Genomic DNA, 24588 nt, shown 5'->3' with positions numbered 1-24588 from the left:
GGCCGGCGCCGGGGGCCCACCGGCCGTGCGAGAGGAGCACCGTTCCATGTGGACGATCAGTGTGCGGCCGTCCCGCGACAGCGGGCTCGCGCCGGTGGACGTGCTGGTCCGCGCGCAGCCCGACGCGACGGTTCTCGACCTCGCCGGTGCCCTCGGCCGGCACCTGCGTCCCGACGGCGCCGGTCTGCTCGTCGTGCCGGTGGAGAACGGCACGTCCTGGCCGGCCGACCGCAAGCTCGGTGAGTGCGGCCTGCGGCCCGGGACGCTGCTGGACGTCGCCACCGTCCCGGCCAGCTGGGCGCACCGGCCGGGGATTCCCGGGCGGCGCCGGGCGATGGCGCGTGTGGTGTCCGGTCCGGACACCGGCCTGGTCGTCCCCGTGTCCGGTGACTCGGCCACGATCGGCCGGGACCCCGGCTGCACGGTCGTGCTCACCGACCCGCTGATCTCCCGGGTGCACGCCAGGGTCCTGCTCACCCCCACGCCGGTCGTCGTCGACGACGGCTCGGCCCACGGGACCAGTGTGGACGGTGTCCAGGTGCGCCGGCCGACGCCGTTGCGCTGGGGCGCGCCGGTCGAGCTCGGCGACACCTCGGTGGTGCTCGAACCGGTCGGGGACCAGGAGCACGGCGCGGCGGTGCTGCGCCCACCCAGGTTCGGTGAGCCGCTGCGCGAGGACACCCTCGACGTGCCGAGCCCGCCGACCAGGAACGACTACCACATGCCGATCTGGGCGATGATGCTGATGCCGCTGGCGATGGCGATCGGCATGCTGTTCAGCAGCCGGAGCGGCTACGGCATGCTCTACCTGGTGATCGCCCCGTTCGCGATGGCCGGGACGCACTTCTTCCAGCAGCGCATGGACAAGAAGCGTTACGAGCGCCAGCTCGCCGCCTGGCGCGAGGACTTCGAGGAGATCCTGGACCAGCTCGACCTGCACAACGCCGCGCAGCGCGAGCGGGCCTTCGACGACCATCCCGACTTCGCCGTGCTGCCCCGGCGGGTCCTCACCGGCCACCCGGCGCTGTGGAACCGCCGCAGCGCCGACCCCGACTTCCTCAGCTACCGCATCGGTCTCGGTCCCGTGACGGCCACACTGGACAGTGAGCTCAAGGACGGCGGCGAGCGCGAGGTGGTGTCCTCGGCGCGCCGGGAACTGGCGCTGCGCAAGGTGCTGGCGGACATGCCGGTCAGCCTGCCGGCCTCGGACATCGCCCTGGTGGCGATCGCCGGGGACCGGGAACGGGTGGACGCGGTGGCGCGGGCGATGGTGCTGCGGCTGTGCGTGGACCACTCCCCCGCCGACCTGTCGGTGGCCGCCGTGCTCGGCAGGAACACCGCGCACCACGAGACCTGGCTGCGGTGGCTGCCGCAGGTCACCCGCCGGGTCGGCGGGCGGGCCCCGGTCGCCATCGGCGCCACCGACGGTCAGGCGCTGCTCGACCTGCTGGCCGCCGCCGAGAACGGCACCGGCGAGACGCTGTGCGTCGTCGACGAGCAGGCGGGGGTTCCCCGCCGGGTGGTGGAGGCGGTCGCCGCGATCGCCGTGGAGCGCCGGCTGCGGCTGCTGTGGCTGGGCGGCGAACCCCGGCAGGTGCCGTCGGGAACCGACGTGCTGGTCGACCTGACGGCGTCGGTCCCGGCGACGATGGTCACCTCGGCGATGACCCGGCCCGGCGAACAGCCGCCGCACGCGGTCGCCACGGTCGCACACCGGGACCGCGCCGGAGTGGCGCTGGTGACCGACCTGGACACCACCGACCTGGGCACGGCGTGGAAGCTGGCCAGGAGCCTGACCGACCACACCGACGAGGCGGCCGTGCTGCCGGCCGACACGGCGATCCCGGAAATGGTGCGGCTGCCCGAGATCACCGGCGACCTCACCGATCCCGACGACGAGGAGCCGGTGCTGGAGCGCTGGCGGCGCAGCCGGGGTCTGCGCGCGCAGATCGGTCTCGGGGTGGACGGCCCGGTCACGCTCGACCTGCGCGAGGACGGGCCGCACGGTCTGGTCGCCGGCACCACCGGTTCCGGCAAGAGCGAACTGTTGCAGACGCTGATCTGCTCGCTCGCGCTGAACAACCCGCCGAGCCGGATGACGTTCCTGCTGGTGGACTACAAGGGCGGCGCGGCGTTCCGCGAGTGCGCCGACCTGCCGCACACCGTCGGCTACATCACCGACCTGACACCCGCCCTGGTCCACCGGGCGCTCACCTCGCTGACGGCGGAGGTCAACGCCCGCGAGGAGATCCTGGAGCACTACGGCGCCAAGGACCAGATCGCGTTGGAGCGTGAGCATCCCGACGCCGCCCCGCCCAGCCTGCTGATCTGTGTCGACGAGTTCGCCGCGCTGGTCGCCGAGGTCCCGGACTTCGTCGACGGCATGGTCAACATCGCCCAGCGCGGCCGGTCGCTCGGTATGCACATGCTGCTGGCCACCCAGCGGCCCGCCGGGGTGATCACCGCGCAGATCAAGGCCAACACCGATCTGCGGATCGCGCTGCGGGTCAACTCCACCGACGACTCCAGCGACGTGATCGAACGCGGTGACGCGGTGTCGATCTCCCGCCGCACCCCGGGCCGGGCGTGGATCCGGCGCACCGGGCACGGCACGACCGAGCTGGTCCAGTCGGCGTGGGTCGGCGCGCGGGAGGAGCTGCGGTCGGCCGGCCAGCGGGTCGACGTCCGCCCGTTCACCGCGGTGGAGGTGCGCGGTGACGAGGGCTACGGCGACACCGCCGGGGTGCGCAGCCACGGTAGGACCGACCTGGACCGGCTGGTCACCACGATCGCCGGCGCGTTCGTCCGGTCGGGGCGCCAGGCGCCGAAACCGCCGTGGTTGCCGCCCATCCCGGCCCTGCTCGCGCTGGGCTGCCGGGCTCCGGGTGAGCTGCTGGTCGGCGCGGACGCGGTCGACGAGGAGCAGGTGCCCGGCTCGACGGACAGGGTGCTGCGCCTGGCGCCGGCGCCGGGCCACGTGCCGGTGGGAGTGTCCGACCGTCCGCGCCAGCAGTCCCAGCCGCCGATCGTGGTGGACTACCCGCAGGTCGGGCATGTGCTGGTGTACGGGACGTCGGGCAGCGGCAAGACCGAGTTCCTGCGCACGGTGGCGGTGTCGGCCACGCTCGGGCCCGGTGCCGGCGAGCCGGCGCCCTACGTCTACGCCATCGACTTCGCCGGCGGTGGTCTCGGTGTGCTGGACGACTGGCCGTCGGTCGGGTCGGTGGTGCGCGAGCAGCAGCCGGAGCGGGTGATGCGTCTGCTGCGGATGCTCAAACGCACGATCGACGACCGCAACGCCACGCTCGCCGGGGTCGGCGCGGCGGATCTGGCGGCGCTGGCCGAGGCCGGCCACCCGTTGCCGCGCCTGCACGTGCTGATCGACAACCTGCCCTCGCTCAACGATCTGCTCGACAGCGGCGCGAAGTACCGTGGCCACGGCGAGTTGCTGGCCACGGTGCTCCAGGAGGGTCGGCGCTGCGGGGTGCACGTCACCGCGACGACGCCGCGCCGCTCCGGGGTGTCCGCCCAGCAGCAGGCGTCGTTCGGCGAGCGGCTGGTGCTGCGGATGACCACCGACGACGACTACCTGATGCTCGGCGCGCCCGGCGGGGTGGTGACCGCCGACAGCCCTCCCGGGCGCGGTCTGCTCGGCCGGATCGAGATCCAGGTGGCCACGCTCGGCGGTGCGGGAACCCCCGCCCAGCAGGACCGGCTGCGGGCGCTGGCCTCGGTGGTCGCGGACCGCTACACCGGGTCGGCCGCGGTGCCGGTGCCGCGTATGCCCGACCGGGTGCCGCAGGCGGCGCTGCCCGCGCCGGCCGCCGACGACCTGATCCTGGCGGTGGAGGCCGACTTCGTCACCGGGATCGTCGTGCCGCTGACCGACTGCCCGGTCCTGCTCACCGGCCGCGCCAAGACCGGCAAGACCAGTGCCCTGGCGGGAATCGCCGGCCTCGCCCGGCGTTCGGAGCGGCCACCGGCCGAGGTCGTGGTGCTCGGGCCCCGCGCACGGGACGTTCCCGGCGACCACGACGTGGTGATCGACGATCTCGCCGAGCTGGCGCGGTGGCTGCCCGGCTGGTGTGAGCGGCTCGACGGGCGGTCGCCGGACTGGCGACTGGTGCTCGTCGACGACACGCACCTGTGGGAGAAGGCGGCGGAGGCCGGCGGTGACGCCAAGCCCGCGCTGGCGGCGCTGGCCGACCTGACCGCGCGGGCGGCGGAACTGCGGCTGGGGGTGGTGGTGGCCACCGACCCGGACGAGTCGAAGAACCACCGGTTCCTCGACAGCCCGGTGCCGGTCGCGGCCAGCGGGCGGCGGGGATTCCTGCTCCAACCGGACTATGCCGAGGGATCCTGGCTGGGCATTACGATTCCGTCCCACACGGTCGAGCCGTTGTCCGGGGCGGGGCGCGGCCTGTGGTGTTCCGAGGGGCAGGCCCAGGTCGCCCAGGTGGTGTCGGGAACCGACTGATCGTGGAATGAGGGAGTCTGGATGCTGCGCATCGTCGTTCGGGTGTCGGGGGTTCCGGCCGTGGTGCTCGGGTCGGGGGAGAAACTGCTCGTCGGCCGGGCTCCGGCCGCCGGTCTGCCGGACGAGGACCCCGACGCCGCGTTGCGCTACACCGCGCTGACCCTGCCGCGTTGCGCGGCGCACGTGTCGCGGGTGGTCGGCGAGCTCACGGTCGCCGACGAGCTGGTGCGCCTGCGGTGGCTCGGCGGCACCGGCGCCCAGCTGTCCAGCCTGTTCGACGCGCCGGGCGGGGCCCGCCGGGTGACCCTGGCCAAGGGCATGTCCGCGCTGCTCGACGAGGGCGAGAACCAACTGCAGGTGCTCCGTGGCCGCGAGCTGGACGACGGGTCGTTCACCGACCTGTCGGTGATGATCGAGGTGACGGTCACCGAGGACGTGACCGACGTGCCGGAGGTCGCGGCCGGGCGGGTGGAGCACGACGTCGCCGCGACCGGCACCGCCCCCGGCCTGACACCGGGCGAACGCGAGTGGTTCGTCGCGCTCGCCCTCACCGAGCCGTGGCTGTCCGGGTCGGACGACTATCCCCGGCCACCGTCCAACCGGGAGATCTACGAGCGGATCCTCGCCTGGCACGGCTACGCGTGGAACCTCGAACGCTCCCAACGGGTCGACGACGCCATCCGGGTGATCGCCACGGTGGCGTTCGGGCGGCACGAGGACCCGTTCCGCGACCCGAGGGGCCGCCGGGTGCAGAACGTGCGGTTCGCGTTGGGCCGCCGGGCCGCCGAGGTCGGGCTGGTCACCGCGGAGGACCTGGACAGGGTCGAGCGGGCCGCCGCGCAACGTCGGCGTTCCAGGGGCTGAACCCGGAATCTTCCGCACCCTCGGCTCTCGTCACGAGCGGTACCAGCGGTTTAGCGTTGACGCGGTCCCCGCGGGAGAACCCTTGCTCCGACCGGACGATGCCGACAGTTCGTCGCCCGGCGCTACGATCGCCACACACGGCCGTGGATCACCACCCGGCCGGTGTCGGTCGCCGGGGGGACCGCCGTTGACGCATGACGCGTCGGCGCGACCGAACGGGGGATTCAGGAATGTTCCAACGGCTTACCGGCCTGCGCGCACGACTGCGGCCGACTGTCCGGCGCGGCGGCAACCTCGCCATCGGCGGGGTCGTCGCGGCCGGGCTGGTGGCCGGTGTGCTGTTCGGCGACGGGATCGCCCGCACGGTCGTCGAGGTGTCCGACGGCGTGACGTGGCTGGGCGACGACCGTCGCGGCGACGTCGTGCAGGTCAACCCGCGCACCGGGAAGCCGGACAACCGCCTGAACGTCGCGGCGCCGGGCAACGACCTGGACATCCAGCAGCGGGACGGCCTGCTCGTGGTCATCGACCGGGAGACCGGAACGGTGAGCCTGATCGACCTGGCGACCCTGCTGACCACCGGGCGGCGTCAGGTCAGTCCCGGTGAGGACACCGAGGTTCTGCTCGCCGGCAACCGGACGTTCCTGGCCGACCGCGAGCAGGGCACGATCACCAACATCGACCCGGTGTCGGCCGGCACGATCGGTCAGCAGTGGCGTACCGAGGACGGCCTGGCCGACGTGGCCGTCGACGACGCCGGTGTGCTGTGGGCGTTGGGCCGCGATGCCGCGCTGCACAAGGTGGTCTGGACCGAGGACATCGACCGGTTCGTCGAGCAGGGCGAGCGGGCCGTGGACGGCACCGGCGCCGAGTCGGCCCTGGTGTCCCACGAACGCGGCGTGACGGTGCTCGGCCCGGAGGGCGGGGTCATGGTCCAGGTCGAGACCGGCAACGAGCGGGCGATCGCCGTGCCAGGGCTGGGCACACCGCTGCACGCCGCCACGACCAGCCCCGCCGATCTGGTGCCGGCGGCGGTCGAGCCGACGGGCACGGTGGTGATGTTGCGCGGCCAGGAGGTGTTGGAGGTCAGCGTGACCGGGGTCGGCTGCGACGCCCCCGGCACCCCGGCGGTGCTCGGCCGGCTGGTGTACGTGCCGTGCCCGGGTGACCGCAAGGTGATCGTGCTCAACGAGAACGGCCGGTCCGCGCGGCCGGACATCATCACGCCCGAGGGCGGCGATCCGGAGTTGGTGGTGGACGACGGCCGGATCATCGTGAACGTCCCTGGCGCGGACACCGGGGTGGTGATCGAGCCGGACGGCAGCAGCCGGACGGTCACCACGTTCAGTCCCGACGGCGAGCCGGCCGATCCCCGCGCCCCGGCCGTCGAGCCGCCGGCGGCCGGCCCGCCGCCGGCCAGTTCCCCGCCGCCCACGGCCGGTGGCCCGCCCGCCGTCGGGCCACCGATCTCCGGCGGGCCGCCGCTTTCCGTCGATCCGCCGGTGGTCGACGACGTGGTTCCCGCGCCGCCGCCACCCACCACGACCACGCCGCCCCCGCCGCCACCGGATCCGCCGACCCCCGAGGAGGTCGTGCCGGTCGAGGTGACCGCGCAGGCTCGCGGCGACGGGTCGGTGCTGGTGTCCTGGACCCCGGGACCGGCGCTGCCGGACCGCTTCAACGTGTTCGGGCAGACCGGTGATGCGGCCGAGCCGCCGCTGGTCGCGCAGGTGCCGGGGACGGCCACCTCGGCCGTGGTGTCCGGGCTGGCGCCCGCCACCGTCGCCACGTTCTTCGTCCTCGGTGTGCCGCCCGGTTACGAGCAGGGGCAGGAACTTCCGCCGTCTCCACTGTCCAATGAGGTCACCACGTTCACCCGTCCCGGTCCGCCGTCGAGACTGTGGCTGGACAAGGTGGACCGGTTCGACAATCCGCCCCGCCTGTGGTTCGCCTACCGGTGGCGACCGGGCGAGGACAACGGCAGCCCGGTCACGCACTACGTGATCACCGCCAGCACCGAGACCGGGTACACGGTCTCCGAGGAGGTCGCCGGGTACGAGAAGCGCGGTATCCAGCTTCCCTGCACCAACCCGGACTGCTCAAACCAGTACGTCCGGATCCAGGTCGTCGCGGTCAACGCGGCGGGCGCCGGTGAGCCGATCACCGTCGAGGAAACGTTCAACCAGAGGAGACTGTCGTGACCACGACCGCACCAGCGGCGCTGTCCCCCGCCGACGTCGCCGGTTTCCGGGCGCTGCACTCGCGGCTGGCCGACGCCGTGGAGATCGCCGTGCGCGGCAAGCGGCCGGTCGTGGAACTGGTGCTGACCGCCATGTTCGCCGGCGGCCACGTGCTGCTGGAGGACATCCCCGGCACCGGCAAGACCACGCTGGCCCGCGCGGTGGCCACCGCGTTCGGCGGGGTGTCCCGGCGGGTGCAGTTCACCCCGGACCTGTTGCCCAGCGACGTCACCGGCACCTCGGTGTACGACCCGCGCGACGGCGAGGTCCGGTTCCGCGAGGGGCCGGTGTTCGGCAACGTGGTGCTGGCCGACGAGATCAACCGGGCGGCGGCCAAGACCCAGTCCGCCCTGCTGGAGGTCATGCAGGAGCGGACGGTGACCGTGGACGGCACCGTGCACCTGGTGCCCGACCCGTTCCTGGTGGTCGCGACCCAGAACCCGATCGACATGGACGGCACCTACCGGCTGCCCGAGGCCCAGCTCGACCGGTTCCTGGTCCGCACCGGGCTCGGCTACCCCGACCTGGAGCACGAACTCGGCGTGCTGGAACCGTTGAGCACCGCCGGGATGATCGGCGAGGTGTCGCCGGTGACCACGCCGCAGGAGGTGGCCGGCCACATCCGGTCGCTGCGCCGGCTCTACGTCGCGCGGCCGCTGCTGCTCTACATCCGTGGCCTGGGCGAGGCGACCAGGAAGGACCGGCGGCTGCGGCTGGGCGCCAGCCCGCGCGGCCTGCGCGCGTTGGTCCACTGTGTCCAGGTCCACGCGGCCGCGCAGGGACGGAACTACCCGGTGCCCAGCGACGTGCAGCGGCTGGCCGGTCCGGTGCTGGCCCACCGGCTGCTGCTCACCAGGGAGGCCGAGCTCGCCGGCACCACCACCACCGAGGTGGTCACCGACATCCTCGCCTCGGTCGACGTGCCACCGGCGACGGCGGACTGAGGTCATGGCCCAGGACACGTCGCGCTGGGCGCGGTGGACGGTGCGCGGCACCGGCACGTTCCTGTTCGGTGCCGTGCTGACCGGGGCCGGCGTGTGGTGGCGCTACCCGGGTGTGGTCGGGCTCGGTGCCGGGTTCGTGGCGCTGGCCGCGGTGGGCCTGGCCTCGGTCGCGTTCCGCGCGCAGATCACGATGGAGCGGGCGGTGTCGCCGACGGAGGTCGTGCGCTACCGCCCGTGCGTCGGCACGATGCGCCTGCGGCACGCCGGCCGTGGCTGGCCGGTCCACCTCGACGCCGAGGAGCAGGTCGGGGGCGAGGCCCTGCCGGTCAGGGTGCTGCGGCTGCGGGCGGGCGAACGGGCGGGCGTCGACTACGAGATTCCCACGACGCGGCGCGGAATCCTGCGGGTCGGCCCGCTGCGGCTGCGCCGGCACGGCCTGGCCGGGCTGGCCACCCGCGAGGTGGCCGTCGGGGACGTGGTCGAGGTGCGGGTGCTGCCCAGGAGGCTGCCGGTGCGGGGTCTGCCGGCCGGCGGGCGGCGGGGACAGCTGGGCACCGAGGAGCGGGTCGACCAGGGCGGCTCCAACCTGACCGGGCTGCGCGAGTACACCCCCGGCGACGACCTGCGCAAGCTGCACTGGGCGACCAGCGCGCGGACCGGGACGCTGATCGTCCGTGAGGACGCCGACCCGGCACGGCCGCACCTGGCGGTGCTGCTCGACGACCGGGCGGCCAGCTACCGGCACCCGGAGGTGGACTTCGAGGACGCCATCGAGGTCGCGACGTCGCTGGCGACCCGCGCCGCCGAACTGGGCCATCCCGTGCGGCTGCGCACGGTGTCCGGCTCGGTGGACGTGTACGCGCCGGGCTCGATGGGTGGGGTGGCCGCCGGCGCGGCGTCCCGGCTGGTGTCCGAACCGCTGGCCGACCTGGTGGTGACCGACTCGACGGCCGAGCCGGACCCGTTGCCGGTGGTCGACCGGGACATCGTGGCCGTGATCACCGGCACCGCCGCCGAGCCCCACCGGCTCGCGCTGGTGGCCTCGGGCGCCCCGGTCGCCGTGGTGCTCATGATCGACCTGCGGACGGCCGGCTCGGTCACCAGCGCGGGGCGGGTGGTCACCCTGCGCGGCCCGCGCGCCGAGGAGCTGCTGGGGCTGTGGGACCGGGTGATCGTCGGATGAACGCGGAGGTGACCGAACCGCGGGACCGCACCCCGCTGGGTACCGCGCTGTGGGCGGCGCTGGTGCTGGCCGCCGGTGCCGCGCAGCTGGCGAGCGCCTGGGCGGGTGTGCTGGCGCCGCTGGTGATCGTCGCGGCGGCGGTGGTGCCGCTGGCGGCGGTGGTGCTGGCGGCGCGGCTGCGTCAGCCGACGGGGCGGACCGTGGTCGTGCTGCTCGTGCTGCTGCTGGCCGGCGCGTACCTGGCCGCGCGGGGCACCGGCGCCGGCCCGGTGGAGGTGTTGCGGGACACGGTGCCCCGGCTGCTCAGCGGGCCGCGTCCGGCGCCGGCCACGGCCGACGCGTTGATGCCGGGCGCGTTGGCCGCCGCGCTCGCCGGTCTGTGGACGGGGACGCGGGTGGTCCGGGGGCCGTCGGCGATGCTGGCCGCACCGGTCGCGGCCGGTCTGCTCTACCTCGGCGGGGCGCTGCTGACCTCGGGCGAGGGCGACCCGTACGGCCTGGCCGGCGCGGGTGTGCTGCTGGCGACCGTCGTCGGGTGGCTGTTGCTCGGCCGGCCCGGCCGGCGGGTGGTGTCCACCGGCGCGAGCCTGTCGGCGTTGGCGTGCTGCGCCGGGGTCGTCGTGCTCGCCGCGACCGTGCCGGCCGCCGGGGCGTTCGACCCACGGCATCTGGTCGCGCCGCCGTCGTTCACGGTCGCCGAGCCGAGCCCGCTGCCCCGGCTGGCCGCCTGGGCCACCGCCGGGGACGAGGAGTTGCTGCGGGTCAACGGATCCCAGCGGCGGCTGCGGCTGGTGGTGCTCGCGGAGTACAACGGCGCCAGCTGGCTGGCCGACGACACCTACCATCCACTGAGGACAGTCTCCGACTCGGCGCTCCCCCGGGGACGACGGCAGGCCGACGTCGACGTGGAGGTCCGCGTCACCGGGCTGACCGGGCCGTGGCTGCCGGTCGGCGGTGTGCCGGACTCGGTGTCGCTCAACGACATCGCGGTCGACCCCGACTCCGGCTCCACCGCCGTGCGCGACGGGCTGCGCTCCGGGCTGCGCTACCGGGCGCGCGGCCAGGTCGACGACGCCGAACCGGCGGACCTGGCCGGGGCCGGGGTCCCTGGCCCGGCTCTCGCGCGGCGTTACCTGGCGACACCGAAACTGCCGTGGCATCTCGCCGAGTACGCCAGGCTCGTCACCCGCAACGCCAGCACCCCCTACGAGCAGGCGGTCGCCCTTGAGCACGCCGTGCGGTCGGGCCGCGAGTTCGACGCTGGCGCGCCCACCGGCTCCTCCTACGCGCGGCTGACCACGTTCATCGCCGGCACCGACGCCGGGGCCGGCGCCCAGGCCGGCACGTCGGAGCAGTTCGCCAGCGCGTTCGCGGTGCTGGCGCGCGCGGTGTCGCTGCCGACGCGGATCGTGGTCGGTTTCCACCCTGGCGAGCCGGGTTCCGAGGACATGCGGGTGGTCAGGGGCCGGCACGCCGTCGCCTGGCCGGAGGTCTACTTCACCGGCTGGGGCTGGCAGCCCTTCGACCCGACCCCGGCCTCCGGCACGACCAGCGACGCCGCCGACGAGGTCGCCAAACAGGCGATCCTGGCCCGGCTGTCGGCAGCCGATCCGGAGCGGGCCGCCGAGACCGCACCGACCAGGACCCCGCCGACCTCGCGGGCCCCGGACACCGACCGCGAGGTGGTCGCGTCCGGGTCGGACGGTGTGTGGGGCCGAGGCACGCTGCTGCTCGCGGGCGCCGTGGTGCTGGTGCCGGTCGTGCTGCTGGCGGGGGCGCGGGCACTGCGCCGGGCCCGGCACCGTCGTGCCGGGGCGCCCGGCGCCTGGTCGGAGGTGTTGGACCTGCTCGTACTGCTGGGCAGGCCGGCGCCGCGCAGCCAGCCGGCCCCGGAGACGGCCACCGCTCTGGCCGGACACTGGCCGGCGATCGGCGACGGGCCGCACCCGGTGGTGTGGTTGGCGCACGCGGCCGACCGGGTCCGGTTCGGGCCGGGTCCGCACCCGCCCGATCCGCGCGTCCGCGCGGCCCTGCGGCAGGTTCGCCGGGCGGTGCGCGGCGCGCGGCCGTGGTACCGCCGGCTGCACTGGCCGGTCGATCCGCGCCCGCTGCGGCGGCGCTGAGCGGGTCAGCCCCGGGTCGGTGTGCACCGCTCGGCGGACACGCCCTTGCCCCGGCCGCCGTCGACCAGGGCGAGGACCTGGAAGCAGTAGCGGGACTCGGCGGGGTCGAGTCCTTCGACGGTGTGCTGGGTGGTTCCGGGGCGGACCTCGGCGACGGGTTCGGCGAGGTCGCCGGTGCGGCGGGTGACCACGAAGGTGGCCTCGCCGTCGCTGGGATCGTCCCAGCGCAGCACCACGCTGGTCGAACGGTCCTCCAGGCCGGTGATCTCCGGCGCGAGGTTCGGGTCGCCGACGGCGACCTGGGGATCGCCGGTCGGCGCCGGCAGCGAGCCGGTGTAGGTCTCGATGCCGGGACCCGTCTGGTCCGCCCCGGTGCCGGCGGGCGGATCCTCCTGGCGCAGCAACGCGGTCCCCACCCCGACGACGACACCCACCGCCACCGCCGCCGCGCCCAGCACGAGCAGCCGGCGCCGACGCGGGGCCGCTGGTGGGGTGGGTGGCGCCGGTTGCTCCGGGGCTGGGTCCTGCTCGGGTGGGGCGGCCGTCGCCTCGTCGTCCAGGTCGACCGGCTCGGGCAGTCCGTCCAGGTGGGACAGTGCGGAGGTCGCCACGGGCACGGCGGCCGGCCGCGGCCCGGGCTCCACGACGGGGGTGGGGACGGGGGCGGTCCGCCGGGGCTCCCCGGGGGTCCAGCCCGGCGGCGGCCCCCACGGGTCGGCGGCGGGCGGGACTGGGGTCGGGACGCTGGCCTGGGCGGTGGGCTGGGCGGTGGGTACGGCCGCCAGAGCCCGTTTGAGGTCGTGCGCGTCCGCGAAGCGGTCGGCCCGACCCTTGGCCAGACAGCGGTCGATGATCTCGACGAGGGCGGCGGGCACGTCGTCGCGCGACAGCGGACGCGGCGCCGCGGTGCGCGCCCGCCGCAGATAGGCCAGCGGCGTGTCGGAGTCCGCGCCCTGCGCCGCGAACGGCGCCCGCCCGTCCAGCAACGTGTACAGCGTCGACCCCAGCGAGTACAGGTCGTCGGCCGCCGTCGGCGCCTCCCCGTCCAACACCTGGGGCGAGGCGTGCCGGTAGCTGAACAGCTCCAGCGACGCGGAGTGCTCGGCGTCCACCCGCCGCGCGATCCCGAAGTCCGCGAGGACGTAGGACGTCGGCAGCACCAGAATGTTCTGCGGCTTGACGTCCCGGTGCAGCACGCCCTGGTCGTGGGCGAAGGCGAGCGCGTCGGCCATCACCGCGCCGACCGCGATCACCTCGGCGACCGGCGACGGCCCGTTTTCACGCAGCTGGTCGTGCAGGGAACCCCGGTCGTAGTACTCCATGACCAGGCACGGCTCCCCCGAGTCCAGTACCCCGGTGTCGTGCACGGTGACGATGTTCGGGTGCTGGCGGCCCAGCCGCACGGTGATCTCCAGCTCGCGCTGGAACCGGCCGATCGCCGCCGGATCGTCCAGGTGCATCACCTTCACCGCGACGTCGCGCCCGAGCCCGTCCTGCCGCGCCCGGTACACGACACCGTCGCCGCCCCTGGCCACGAGCACCAGGTCGCCGTAGCCGGCCAGCGCCACCTCCCCGTCCAGCCTGGCGGAGATGGATCCCTTGTGACGCGGGGGATTCCCGGTGCCCTCACTCATTCCCCCATCATCTCCGACCGGGGGCCCGCGCCGACAGGGAACGGCTCATTCCCGGGGCGCGAGCAGCACGAGCGGGATCTCGCGGGTCGTCGCGGCGGCGTACTCGTCGTAGAGCGGGAAGATGCCGGCCATCTGGGCCCACAGGGGGGCGCGTTCGGCCGGGGTGGCGAGGCGGGCGAGGGCGGTGAAGCGGCGCGGGCCGACCTGGACGCCGACCGTCGGCTCGGCCAGCAGGTTGAGCAGCCAGGCCGGGTGGTGGTCGGAGCCGCCCCGGGAGGCGACGACGACGTAGTCGTCGCCGGAGGTGCCGTAGATCAGGGCGGTGCGGCGCGGCTGGCCGGTGCGCCGGCCGGTGGTGGCGATCACGAGGTTGCGCACGCCCTGCGCCTCGTGGCCCTCGGTGCCGCCGGAGGCCAGGTAGGTGCGGGTGTGGTCGGCGACCCAGTCGGTGGGCGAGTCGGCGGCGCGGTCGAGGTCATCGGCGGTGGCCATGGGTGGTTCCTCCCGGTGTGGTCAGGTCATCGTGCCCGACCCTGGGACGGAGCCGGTGCCGAGACCTCGACATCGCCGTCGTTTCCCGGTCAGAGCCCGTAGCAAGATTTCAGGACCTGTCGATCCTGGCCGACGACGCGGGCGGGGCACGGCTGGCGGTCGAGCACCTGCTCTCGCTCGACCGCCGCCGCATCGCGCACATCACCGGCCCGGCCGGTTACCGCGCCGCTCGCGACCGGGTCACGGCGCTGTGCGCCGTCCTCGCCGAGGCCGGCCTGTCCCTGGCCGGCGAGCCCTGTACGGCGAGTGGTCCCAGGGCTGGGGCCGGCGTCACCCAGGCACTGACCGACTGCGGCAAGCGCATTCCCGACGACATCGCGGTGGTCGGCTACGACAACGGGGAGAACTTCGCCGACGGCCGGACGCTGAGCCGTCAGCCGCCGAGAATGGCGTCCTCGACCAGGGCCGCCGCGTCGGCGTGGCCGCGCGCGTTGGGGTGCACGTAGGCGTAGCGCAGCGGGACGAGGCTGGTGAAGATGCCGTCGGCCCAGTTGTCGGTGCCGGTGTCGTCGCAGACGCTGTGGCCTCGGCTGGGCGCGTACAGGTCGACGAAGGTGTCGCCGTGGGCTGCGGTGACCTGCTGGATGACTGTGTTCAGCGGCTCCAGGACCGAGGTCCGCGCCCAGTCCAGGTCCCCGGAGGTCATGGTGGCGAACTGGCGCGGGTCGCCGTACGTGCAGTCGGTCGCGTCGTCGGGGATGACGTGCGGGTAGCCGACGGTGATCACCTTGGCGAACGGCGACTTCGCGTGGATCGCGGTCAGCATCTGGTCGTACTCGGCGCGCAGGGTCTCCAGCCGCTGCGGCAGGCTCGCGGTGAACTCGTCGGCGCACGGGGTGCCCACGCCCAGGTTCTCGGCTCCCAGGGTCAGGCAGCGGACCAGGATGGGCCCGAAGCCGATGGTGTTGCCACCGGCCCCGACGGTGACCAGTTCGGTGCCCGGCGTCAGGGCGTCGAGCTGGACCGGCACCGGCGCGAAGGGGGCGTCCGGGTCGGTGCCCAGCGGCGGCAGCGGCCGGCCGAGCGGGGTCTGCTCGTCGCGGTACACGTCGGTGACGGTCGCCGCACCGCAGCTGACGTTGCGCAGGTTCACCAGCGAGCCGAGGTCGCGGCGGATGACCTCCGGGTACGACTCGGTGGTGCGGGCGCACCCGTCCGGCGGATTGTCGACCACGTCACCGGTGGCCTGGATGACCCCGGCGGTGTAGGAGTCACCCAGAGCGACCCACTCCAGCGACTGGGCCTGGGCGGCGGACGCGACCGACGGGGCGAGCAGCCCGGCCGTCATCGCCGCGACCAGGCCGAGCACGACCCGTCGGACAGCACTACCTGACACGTTTTCCTCCAAGGGTTCCGCGGTGCACGAGCAGCAGGCGGAACCCTAGGTGATCGTCTCGTTACGCGATGTGATGAACCCTGATCGGGTGACAGCGCGCTACGGAGCGTGCAGGGACGCTGGGCGCCCGCGCCGGGCGCCCAGCGTCCCTGGCCGATGTCCTTCCCCCGACACCGACGCCGGTGGTCAGTCGCTCAGCAGGCGATGACCAGGCTGGTGACCGCCGTGCAGGTCGCGGTGTCGGTGTCGTTGGCCGGGTTGGGGTCGGCCGGGGCGCTGGCGGTGCGGGCCGCCGACGCGGGCAGCGGGCCCAGCGACAGCGGGCCGAAGCTCGCGCGCACGACATGGGTCTGGCTCGACCCCGCCGGCAGCGTGCCGACCGGGCAGCTGACGGTTCCGGTGGTCGGGGCGTAGGCGCAGGTGGCGGAGCTGGCGTTGGCCGTGGCGGGCGGCAGGGTCAGCGTGACCGTGCCGCTGGTCGCCGCGTCCGGGCCGGCGTTGGTGACCGTGATCGTGTAGTCGATCGCCGAGCCAAGGGGCGGGGCGGTCGCGGCGAGGGCGACGGCCAGGTCCGCGCCGGGGTCGGAGACGATCGCGGCGCTGTCGAACACGCCGGCGTCGACGGCCGTCACGTCGGACAGGAACGAGCCGCACTGCGCGCTCGCGCCCACCGCGCACACCCGCACCGGGGTCGACCGGTCGGTCGTCGTGCCGTCACCCAGCTGGCGGACGTTGTTGGCGCCCCACGCGTACGCGGCCCCGTCCACGACGGCCAGGGTGTGGGTGTAGCCGGCGTCGATGGCGTCGACACCGCTGAGGTACGCGCCGCAGGGCGCGGTCGCGCCGGGCGCGCAGACCCGGACCGGGGTGTTCCGGTTGGTGGCCGTGCCGTCGCCGAGCACGCCACGGAAGTTCGAGCCCCAGGCGTGGGCGACCCCGCCGACGAGGGCCGTCGAGTGGCCTCCGTCGCCGGCGCTGATCGTGGTGACGTCGGACAGGACCGTGCCGCACGGCGCGCCGGCCCCGACCGCACACGTCCGCACCGGGGTCGACCGGTCGGTCGTGGTGCCGTCGCCGAGTTCGCCGACGCCGTTGTTGCCCCAGCCGTGCGGGACGCCGGAGACCAGGGCCAGCGAGTGGTTGCCGGCGTCGACGGCGCTGGCCCCGGTCAGGAACGAGGTGCAGGGCGCTGTCGCGCCGACCGCGCACACCCGCACCGGGGCGGTGCGGTCGGTGGTCGTGCCGTCGCCGAGCCGGCCTCGGTAGTTCGAGCCCCAGGACCGCACCTCACCGTCCACGAGGGCCAGTGCGTGGGTCGTGCCGGCGGCGATGGCGGCGACGCCGGTGAGGTGGGTCAGGCACGGGGCCACCGTGCCGGTGGCGCACACCGGGCCGGGGACGGGACGGTCGGCGGTGGTGCCGTCGCCGAGGTAGCCGCCGCTGTTCTCGCCCCAGGAGACCACCGAGCCGTCGGCCAGCAGCGCCAGGGAGAACCGGTTCCCGGCGGCGATCGCGGTGACGCCGGACAGGACCTCGGCGCACGGGGCGGTGGCGCCCACCGCGCACACCCTGACCGGTGTGGTCCGGTTGGTGGTGGTGCCGTCGCCGAGTTCGCCGCTGGCGTTGTACCCGTTGGCGGCGACCGTGCCGTCGGCGAGCAGCCAGAGCGTGTGCCGGTCGCCCATGGCGATCGCCGACGCGTTCTCCAGGGTCGCGGCACACGGGGCGGTCGCGCCGACCGCGCAGACCGGCACGGGGGTCGCGCGGTTGGTGGTCGTGCCGTCGCCGAGTTCGGCGCTGGTGTTGGCGCCCCAGGCCAGTGCCGGGCCCGGCGGGACGGCGGCGGTGGCGGGTGAGGCGGTGGCGGGTGAGGCCGTGGCGAGGGTGACCAGGGTCGCGGTCAGCAGGCCACAGAGGATGGATCGCCGTGAATGTCGGGCAACCATGTGTTTCGGGACCCTTTCCGATCGAGGAGGATCTTTCTTCGCGCCACCGTTCCTGGTGGAAACAGAAGAAAACACTAGGGTCTGTTGCCGGCTAATCATCAGGACCATTCAGGTGGAGCAGAGCAGCGTGAAACGCTTGCCTGGGTAGGAAACCCGAGTCAGAAACACTCGAACGAGTGCATTTCTTCACCCACACGATCAGCCCTGTAAAAATGCGCTTTACAGAGGAATCTCTGCGAGCGGGACCGTCATCGACGCCACCGACAGCAATTTCGTCAACGCCATCCCCTGCACCTCATCAAGAACGGATCGACCGCCCAGACGCGGAGCAGACCCCCTTGGCAACATGCAATATGTTGCATACAGTGCCCCCATGCCCCTTCCCGCCGGTGGCCGGGCGCAGCGCACGCTGCTGCGTGACCAGGCGTTCCGCGCCCTGCGCCACGCCATCGTCGACGGCACGCTGCGCCCCGGCGAACGCCTGGTCGACGTCGAGCTCTGCGCCTGGCTCGGGGTGAGCCGCACCCCCGTGCGCGAGGCGATCGCCCGTCTCGAACAGATCGGCCTGGTCACCGTGCGCCCCGGCAGCTCGACGACCGTCAGCCCGCTGGACGTGCGCACCGCGATCGAGGCCCAGGCCGTCGCCGCGGCGATGCACGAGCTGGCCGCGCGGGAGGCCGTCCCCCTGCTCGGCGAGGACCACCTCAGCGCGATGACCGAGGCGAACGAGCGTTTCCGGCGCGCGCTGCTGGCCACCGACCCGGACGCGGCGATCGCCGCCGACGACGCGTTCCACCAGGTGCTGGTCGCGGTGTGTGGCAACCGCCGGGTGGTGTCGGTGCTCGACGAGGTCACTCCCCTGCTGCGCCGGATGGAGCGGGCGCGGTTCAGCTCGCTCACCGGGCGGGCCTCGGTCGCCCAGCACGCGCGGATCGTCGAGCTGGCCAGGGCCGGCGACGCCGACGCCGCCGCCAGGGCGAACCGGGAGAACTGGCTGACGTTGCGCCCCGAGTAGAGCAGGAGCCCCACCCCGTGTCCCTCGACGACTTCGAGCGTTACCCACTGCTGTTCGGACCGAGCCCGGTGCACCGGCTCGACCGGCTCAGCGCCCACCTCGGCGGCCCGGCGATCTGGGCCAAGCGCGAGGACTGCAACTCCGGCCTGGCGTTCGGCGGGAACAAGACCCGCAAGCTGGAGTACATCGTCCCGGACGCGCTCGCCCAGGGCGCCGACACGCTGGTGTCGATCGGCGGGTACCAGTCCAACCACACCCGCCAGGTCGCCGCCGTCGCCGCCCGGCTGGGTCTGAAGGCCAAGCTGGTCCAGGAGAAGTGGGTCGACTGGCCGGACGCGGTCAACGACAAGGTCGGCAACATCCTGCTGTCGCGGATCATGGGCGCCGAGGTGACCCTGGACCCGTCCGGTTTCGACATCGGCCTGCGCGACTCGTGGGAGCGGGCGCTGGAGGAGGTCCGCGCGGCCGGCGGGAAGCCGTACGGGATTCCGGCGGGGGCGTCCGAACACCGGCTCGGCGGCCTGGGTTTCGCGAACTGGGCGCGCGAGGTCGAGCGGCAGGAGGAGGAACTGGGCGTCTTCTTCGACACCGTCGTCGTCTGCACGGTCACCGGCTCGACCCAGGCCGGCATGGTCGCCGGTTTCGCCGCCGGCCCGCGCCCCCGGCGCGTCATCGGCATCGACGCCTCCGCAACCCCCGACCGCACCCGCGACCAGGTCACCCGCATCGCCACCCACACCGCCGACCTGATCGACCACCCCCACCCGGAGCAGATCACCCTGCTCGAAGGCTGGGCCGGCGACCGCTACGGCATCCCCGTCCAGTCCACTGTGGACGCGATTCGGCTCACCGGCCGGCTGGAGGGCGTCATCCTCGACCCGGTGTACGAGGGCAAGTCCATGGCCGGCCTGATCGACCTCGTCCGCACGGGCGACATCGCACCGTCCTCGACCGTGCTCTACGCCCACCTCGGCGGCCAGCCGGCCCTCAACGCCTACTCCGGCGCGTTCGACTGACCGTTCCCCCGGCTAGCCTGCCGGCATGAACGACGAGGTGGCGAACGCCCCGGTGAGCGATCTGACCGGGCGTGCCCGGCTGCGGCGCGCCGCGCTGGAGTTGTTCGCGCAGCGGGGTTTCGAGGCGACCTCGACGCGCGCCGTGGCGGCGGCGGCCGATCTGTCCCCGGCGTTGGTCACGCGGCACTTCGGGTCCAAGGAGGGGCTGCGGGCTGCGGTGGACGAGGACGTCCTGCGGCGGGTCGGTGCCGCGCTGGAGGCGGTGCCGAGCGGGTCGGGGGACCTGATGGGTTCGCTGGGCGAGGCGTCAGCGCGGCTGTTCGGGGCGGATCCCGTGCTGCGCGGGTATCTGCGGCACGCGCTCACCGAGGGCGGGGACGCCAGCGCCCGGTTGTTCGGGCGGCTGCTGGCCGGCGCGCGGGCCGAGCTGGACCGGCTGGCCGGGCGGGGTGACGTCGACCAGGAGTGGCTGCCGTTCCAGTTGCTGTGTCTGGTGTTGGGGCCACTGCTGCTCGAACCGGTCATGCAGCCCAACCTGGACGAACCGATGTTCGCCCCGGAGGTGCTGGCGCGGCGCAGCGCGGCCAACCAGCGGCTGCTGCGGCGCCTGATCGAGCCGTGACCGGGGGCTGGCCCCACCTCCACGACTGGGGCCAGCCCCAGTGACGTGTGTACACGTGTTTACCAAACTCAACACATGCACACACTTCCCGCGAAACGGCTCGACTGGGTGGACAACCTGCGGGTCGCCCTGATCGTGCTCGTGGTGGCCCACCACGCGGCCCAGGCCTACGGCCCGGACGACTGGTGGTATGTCCAGGACCAGCCCGGCGCCGGCCCGCTGGCCACGTTCTCGGCGGTCAACGGCACGTTCTTCATGAGCCTGTTCTTCTTCGTCTCCGCCTTCCTCGCGCCGGCCGCCCTCGACCGGCACGGGCCACGGGCCTTCCTCACCGGCCGGCTGCGGCGACTGGTCATCCCCCTGCTGGTCGGGGCCGTGACGATCGTCCCCGGCCTGATGTACGCGTACTACACGCGGTACCGGGGCTACCCGCCGATCGACCTGCCGACCTACGTCATCGACGTCTACCTCGGGTTCGGCGAGCGGCCGGCCGGCTGGACCGGACCGTCCTGGCCGGATCTGCAGTTCGCGCACCTGTGGTTCATCCAGAACCTGTTCGTCTACAGCCTGCTGTACCTGGTCTGCCACCAGCTCGCCCAGCGGCTGCGCCGGGGCACGCGCGGGCCGGCGCGGCGGGTCCCCGGCCACCTCGCGCTCGTCGGCCTCACCGGCGCGGTCGCGGTCGGCACGTTCCTGATCCGCCTGTGGTACCCGCTGGACGAATGGGTGGCCGTCCTGGACTTCCTCCAGGTCGAACCCGCCCGACTGGTCCAGTACGCGACGTTCTTCGCCCTGGGCGTCCTCGCCGCGCGCCACGACTGGCTGACCCGGCTGCCGGCGCGCGTCGGATGGGTCTGGCTCGGCGCCGGCACCGCCCTGACGGCCGGGCTGTTCGCCGCCGGAGCGGACACCCCGGTGTTCGCGGGCGGGGGCGCGACCGTCGAATCGCTGCTGTGGTCGCTGTACGAGAGCGTGTCGTGCACCGGGCTGTCGGTCGGCCTGCTGGTGCTGTTCCGGGAGTTCTGCCGGCGCGGCACCCGGTTCACCCGGTCCCTGGCCGCCAGCTCCTTCACCGTGTACATCGTGCACGTGCCGGTGGTCGTGGCCGTCCAGTTCGCCCTCGCCGGCAGCGGGCTCGGCGCACTGGCCTCCTTCGCGGTGACGGCCGTCGCCGGCGTCGCGGTCTCGTTCGCCGCCGCCGAACTCCTGCGGCGCCTGCCGGGATTCCGCGCGGTCCTCTGACCCAGGCGTTCCGGCCGGTAGTGACGGTGGATCGTGGCTAAGGTCGGCTGTCATGGTGACCGAGGCCGCGCCGGGTGGGGACGCAGTGGACGTGGGGCGTGGGCTCACGGCCGGGCAGGTCGCGCGGCGGGTGGAACTCGGGCTGACCAACGACGTTCCGGTGCGGGCCAGCCGCAGCGTGTGGGACATCGTCCGGGGGAACGTGTTCACCCGGATCAACGCGATCTTCGGCGTGCTGTTCGTGATCATCATGACGACCGGGTACTGGCTCGACGGGATGTTCGGGTTGCTGATCGTCGCCAACAGTGTGGTTGGCATGGTGCAGGAGTTGCGGGCGAAGCGGACACTGGACCGGTTGTCGATCGTCGGGCAGGTGCGGCCGGTGGTGCGGCGGGACGGTACGGCCGCCGAGCGGGCGCCGGACGAGATCGTGGCCGATGACGTGATCGAGGTGGGGGCCGGGGACCAGGTCGTCGTCGACGGGGTGCTGGTCGAGGCGGTGGCGTTGGAGGTCGACGAGTCGCTGCTGACCGGGGAGTCCGATCCGGTCGTCAAGCAGGTCGGGGATCCGGTGATGTCGGGGAGTTTCGTCGCCGCCGGGAACGGGGTCTACCGGGCCACGAAGGTGGGGCGGGAGGCCTACGCGGCCCGGCTGGCGGCGGAGGCCGGGCGGTTCACGCTGGTCAACTCGCAGCTGCGGAACGGGATCAACACCATCCTCAAGGTCATTACCTACCTGTTGGTCCCGGCGGGCGCGCTGTCGATCTACAACCAGCTCTCCGGCGACCAGGCCCTGCCCGAGGCGCTGCGCGGGATGGTCGCCGCGCTCGTGCCGATGGTTCCCGAGGGCCTGGTCCTGATCACCTCGATCGCGTTCGCCATCGGGGTCGTGCGGCTCGGGCGGCGGCAGTGCCTGGTCAACGAGCTGCCGGCGATCGAGGGGCTGGCCAGGGTGGACGTGGTGTGCGCCGACAAGACCGGCACGCTGACCGAGAACACCCTGCGCCTGGCCGAGGTCCGCCGCCTCACCGGCGACGACGTCGCGCCGGTGCTCGCCGCGCTGGCCGCCGCCGACCCCCGGCCGAACGCGAGCCTGGAGGCCGTTCGGGTGGCCCACCCGGACAGTCCTCAGTGGACCATCGAGGCGGTGGCGCCGTTCTCGTCGGCCAGGAAGTGGAGCGGGGTGAGCTTCGGCGGCGGACACGGGCACTGGGTGCTCGGGGCGCCGGACGTGCTGCTGACGCCCGAACACCCGGCGCTGGCCGACGCCGACACCATCGGCGCACGCGGCCTACGGGTCCTGCTGCTCGGCCGCGTTGACTCCCGAGTGGACAGTGAAGGCGCCCCGGGTCCAGTGACGGCGGTGGCGTTGGTCGTGCTGGAGCAGACCGTCCGCCCGGATGCGGCGTCCACACTGGACTTCTTCGCCGCGCAGGACGTCACCGTCAAGGTGATCTCCGGGGACAACCCGCGCTCGGTCGCGGCGGTCGCCGGGTCGCTGGGCCTGCCCGGTGCCGAGAACCCGGTCGACGCCAGGAACCTCCCAACCGAACAGGAAGACCTGGCCTCCACTGTGGATAGTGGGACCGTGTTCGGACGGGTCACCCCGGCACAGAAGCGGGCCATGGTCGGCGCGCTCCAGGAACGCGGCCACACGGTGGCGATGACCGGCGACGGCGTGAACGACGTGCTGGCCCTCAAGGACGCCGACATCGGGGTGGCCATGGGCGCCGGGAGCCCCGCCACCCGGTCGGTCGCACAGATCGTGTTGCTGGACAACAGGTTCGCCACCCTGCCACACGTGGTCGCCGAGGGGCGGCGGGTGATCGGCAACATCGAGCGGGTCGCGAACCTGTTCCTCACCAAGACCGTCTACTCCGTACTGCTCGCGCTCATGGTCGGCATCCCCGGACTGATCGGGCTGGAGGCGCTGCCCTATCCGTTCCTGCCCCGCCATGTCACCATCACCGGCTGGTTCACCATCGGCCTCCCCGCGTTCGTGCTCTCGCTGGCCCCCAACCACGAACGCGCCCGCACCGGTTTCGTCCGCCGCGTGATGCGGATGGCGGTGCCGGCCGGGGCGGTGATCGCCGTGGCGTGTTTCGTGTCCTACCTGCTCGCCTACGCCGGGACCGCGAGTACCGACGCCGAGCGGGTGCGGGCCAGCACGGCCGCGCTGATCACCCTGATCGCGTCCGCGCTGTGGGTGCTGGCGGTCGTCGCCCGCCCCTACGCGTGGTGGAAGATCGCCCTGATCACGGTGATGGCCGGCGCGTCGGTGCTGATGTTCGTGCTCCCGCCCGCGCGGGCGTTGTTCCTGCTCGACCCCTCCGACACCCGCCAGGTCGGCGTCGCCCTGGTCTGCGCCGCCGCCGCGATCGTCCTCATCGAACTGTCCTGGCGCCTGGGAAACAGACTCACCGCCCGGTGAGGGCCGCGCGCTGGGCGGACGTCAGACGGTCCGGACGGGCCGCGACAGCGAGCGCGCCGGACCCGACGACCCGCACCACCAACGGATCCGCGATCGCCGGGTGTTCGTGCAGCGCGGTGAGCGCCGAGCCGGTGCGGGCGGTGCTCCAGCCGAGGGCGGCGGCGAGGGCGTCGGGCTGGAGTGGGTGGGCGGTGTGGACCAGGGCGGCGACCACGGTGAGGGCGTCGTGGACCGTCGGGTCGGTCAGGGTGGTGCCGGCCATCTGCTCGCTGAGGCGGCCGAAGAACTCGCTCATCGCGTGCAGGCGCGTGCCGGCGAGGGTGGTGGCGCCGAACAGGTCCACGCCCTCACGGGCCGCCGCCGCGATCCGGCCGTGGGCGCCGGTGTCGGACTGCCAGGCCTGGAGCCACACGTCGTCGTCCACCCGGTAGCGGTCGCGGCGGGCGCCGGGGTCGGGGGTGCGGGTCGCCAGTGCCAGACCTTCCAGCTGGGCGATCGCCTTGGACACCGAGGCGGGGCTGACGCGCAGGCGGCGCACCAGGTCGGCGGAGGTCAGCCCGTCGGCGATGAGCAGGGCCACGAAGACGCGGGCGGTCATGCGGGGCAGGCCGGTGGCGGCGAGCAGGGCGGCGAAGTGGTCGACGAACGCACGGTCGGCCGGGTCGGGCGCGGGGGGACGTGGGGGGCGCGGGGGGCGACGGCCGGCGGTGCGCTGGGCGTGGTCGGCGCGGTAGCCGGCACCGCCACCGGCCCGGGCGACCTCGCGGCTGATCGTGGAGGTCGGGCGGCCCAGCCGGCGGGCGATCTCGGCGTAGCCGAGGCCCTCGGCGAGCCACGTGGCGATCTGGCGGCGGTCGTCGTGGGTGAGCCGGCCTCCGGGCAACGGGCACCTCCTCTGGTTGCGTTCACCGACAATACAGTGCAACGGCGCCGTTGCTTCAGGCACAAGTCCATTGCAACGAT

At 73.7% G+C, this 24588-nt stretch carries 17 protein-coding genes; 12 read left to right on the top strand and 5 right to left on the bottom strand.

From position 1 onward, the window contains the following. Nucleotides 1–46 precede the first annotated feature (46 nt). The 6 genes from BLA60_RS46140 to BLA60_RS05940 all read left to right on the top strand — a co-directional run bounded on the left by BLA60_RS46140 (nucleotide 47) and on the right by BLA60_RS05940 (nucleotide 11831). A complete protein-coding gene (locus BLA60_RS46140) occupies nucleotides 47–4477 on the top strand; it encodes a type VII secretion EssC family protein (protein WP_075131721.1) in 4431 nt (1476 codons plus the stop codon). Between the two features lie 21 nt (nucleotides 4478–4498). Continuing rightward, nucleotides 4499–5341 carry a hypothetical protein gene (locus BLA60_RS05960; RefSeq protein WP_075131720.1) on the top strand — a complete coding sequence of 281 codons (843 nt, stop codon included), beginning with the start codon at nucleotides 4499–4501 and terminating at the stop codon, nucleotides 5339–5341. A 230-nt stretch (nucleotides 5342–5571) separates the two neighbouring features. Then, complete coding sequence (locus BLA60_RS46135) at nucleotides 5572–7542, top strand: fibronectin type III domain-containing protein (protein WP_075131719.1); 1971 nt, start codon at nucleotides 5572–5574, stop codon at nucleotides 7540–7542. After that, nucleotides 7539–8525 carry an AAA family ATPase gene (locus BLA60_RS05950; RefSeq protein ID WP_075131718.1) on the top strand — a complete coding sequence of 329 codons (987 nt, stop codon included), beginning with the start codon at nucleotides 7539–7541 and terminating at the stop codon, nucleotides 8523–8525. Before BLA60_RS46135 ends, BLA60_RS05950 begins: the two co-directional genes overlap by 4 nt. Before the next feature lie 4 nt (nucleotides 8526–8529). After that, a complete protein-coding gene (locus BLA60_RS05945) occupies nucleotides 8530–9708 on the top strand; it encodes a DUF58 domain-containing protein (RefSeq protein WP_084734691.1) in 1179 nt (392 codons plus the stop codon). Beyond that, on the top strand, nucleotides 9705–11831 hold the full coding sequence (locus tag BLA60_RS05940) for a transglutaminase TgpA family protein (RefSeq protein ID WP_075131717.1): 2127 nt from the start codon (nucleotides 9705–9707) through the stop codon (nucleotides 11829–11831). Before BLA60_RS05945 ends, BLA60_RS05940 begins: the two co-directional genes overlap by 4 nt. A gap of 5 nt (nucleotides 11832–11836) precedes the next feature. Here BLA60_RS05940 and BLA60_RS05935 read toward each other — a convergent pair whose 3' ends face one another. Continuing rightward, a complete protein-coding gene (locus BLA60_RS05935) occupies nucleotides 11837–13465 on the bottom strand; it encodes a protein kinase domain-containing protein (protein WP_075131716.1) in 1629 nt (542 codons plus the stop codon). Between the two features lie 45 nt (nucleotides 13466–13510). Beyond that, nucleotides 13511–13957 carry a nitroreductase family deazaflavin-dependent oxidoreductase gene (locus BLA60_RS05930; RefSeq protein WP_075131715.1) on the bottom strand — a complete coding sequence of 149 codons (447 nt, stop codon included), beginning with the start codon at nucleotides 13955–13957 and terminating at the stop codon, nucleotides 13511–13513. Nucleotides 13958–13974: 17 nt separating this feature from the next. Between BLA60_RS05930 and BLA60_RS42995 the strand changes: the two genes are divergently transcribed. After that, nucleotides 13975–14463, top strand: a complete 489-nt coding sequence (locus BLA60_RS42995; RefSeq protein ID WP_075131714.1) for a substrate-binding domain-containing protein — start codon at nucleotides 13975–13977, stop codon at nucleotides 14461–14463. Here the strand turns inward: BLA60_RS42995 and BLA60_RS05920 are convergent. Further along, on the bottom strand, nucleotides 14391–15353 hold the full coding sequence (locus BLA60_RS05920; RefSeq protein ID WP_211288618.1) for an SGNH/GDSL hydrolase family protein: 963 nt from the start codon (nucleotides 15351–15353) through the stop codon (nucleotides 14391–14393). The two genes, BLA60_RS42995 and BLA60_RS05920, sit on opposite strands and share 73 nt — an antisense overlap. Before the next feature lie 194 nt (nucleotides 15354–15547). Then, nucleotides 15548–17299: a DUF11 domain-containing protein gene (locus BLA60_RS05915; RefSeq protein ID WP_075131712.1), complete on the bottom strand. Its 1752-nt coding sequence runs from the start codon at nucleotides 17297–17299 to the stop codon at nucleotides 15548–15550. Between the two features lie 373 nt (nucleotides 17300–17672). Here BLA60_RS05915 and BLA60_RS05910 point away from each other — a divergent pair, with 373 nt between their 5' ends. The 5 genes from BLA60_RS05910 to BLA60_RS05890 all read left to right on the top strand — a co-directional run bounded on the left by BLA60_RS05910 (nucleotide 17673) and on the right by BLA60_RS05890 (nucleotide 23625). Continuing rightward, a complete protein-coding gene (locus BLA60_RS05910) occupies nucleotides 17673–18314 on the top strand; it encodes a GntR family transcriptional regulator (RefSeq protein ID WP_075131711.1) in 642 nt (213 codons plus the stop codon). Between the two features lie 17 nt (nucleotides 18315–18331). Continuing rightward, entirely contained in the window at nucleotides 18332–19330 is a 999-nt protein-coding gene (locus BLA60_RS05905) for a 1-aminocyclopropane-1-carboxylate deaminase (RefSeq protein ID WP_075131710.1), read from the top strand. Nucleotides 19331–19355: 25 nt separating this feature from the next. After that, the gene (locus tag BLA60_RS05900; protein WP_075131709.1) at nucleotides 19356–19952 is read left to right on the top strand and encodes a TetR/AcrR family transcriptional regulator; all 597 of its coding nucleotides are present in this window, start codon (nucleotides 19356–19358) and stop codon (nucleotides 19950–19952) included. Between the two features lie 75 nt (nucleotides 19953–20027). Then, the gene (locus BLA60_RS05895) at nucleotides 20028–21194 is read left to right on the top strand and encodes an acyltransferase family protein (protein WP_075131708.1); all 1167 of its coding nucleotides are present in this window, start codon (nucleotides 20028–20030) and stop codon (nucleotides 21192–21194) included. A gap of 52 nt (nucleotides 21195–21246) precedes the next feature. Next, nucleotides 21247–23625, top strand: coding sequence for a cation-translocating P-type ATPase (locus tag BLA60_RS05890; RefSeq protein ID WP_075131707.1), 2379 nt, complete (start codon nucleotides 21247–21249; stop codon nucleotides 23623–23625). On the opposite strand, the gene BLA60_RS05885 is transcribed toward BLA60_RS05890, so the two are convergent. After that, the gene (locus tag BLA60_RS05885) at nucleotides 23612–24508 is read right to left on the bottom strand and encodes a GbsR/MarR family transcriptional regulator (protein WP_075131706.1); all 897 of its coding nucleotides are present in this window, start codon (nucleotides 24506–24508) and stop codon (nucleotides 23612–23614) included. The two genes, BLA60_RS05890 and BLA60_RS05885, sit on opposite strands and share 14 nt — an antisense overlap. Nucleotides 24509–24588: the final 80 nt, after the last annotated feature.

It is taken from the genome of Actinophytocola xinjiangensis (assembly GCF_001921215.1).
In the GTDB taxonomy this organism is placed as follows: Bacteria; Actinomycetota; Actinomycetes; order Mycobacteriales; family Pseudonocardiaceae; genus Actinophytocola; species Actinophytocola xinjiangensis.
The sequence above is the reverse complement of the archived record's forward strand: the minus strand, read 5'-3'. Positions and strand labels throughout refer to the sequence as shown.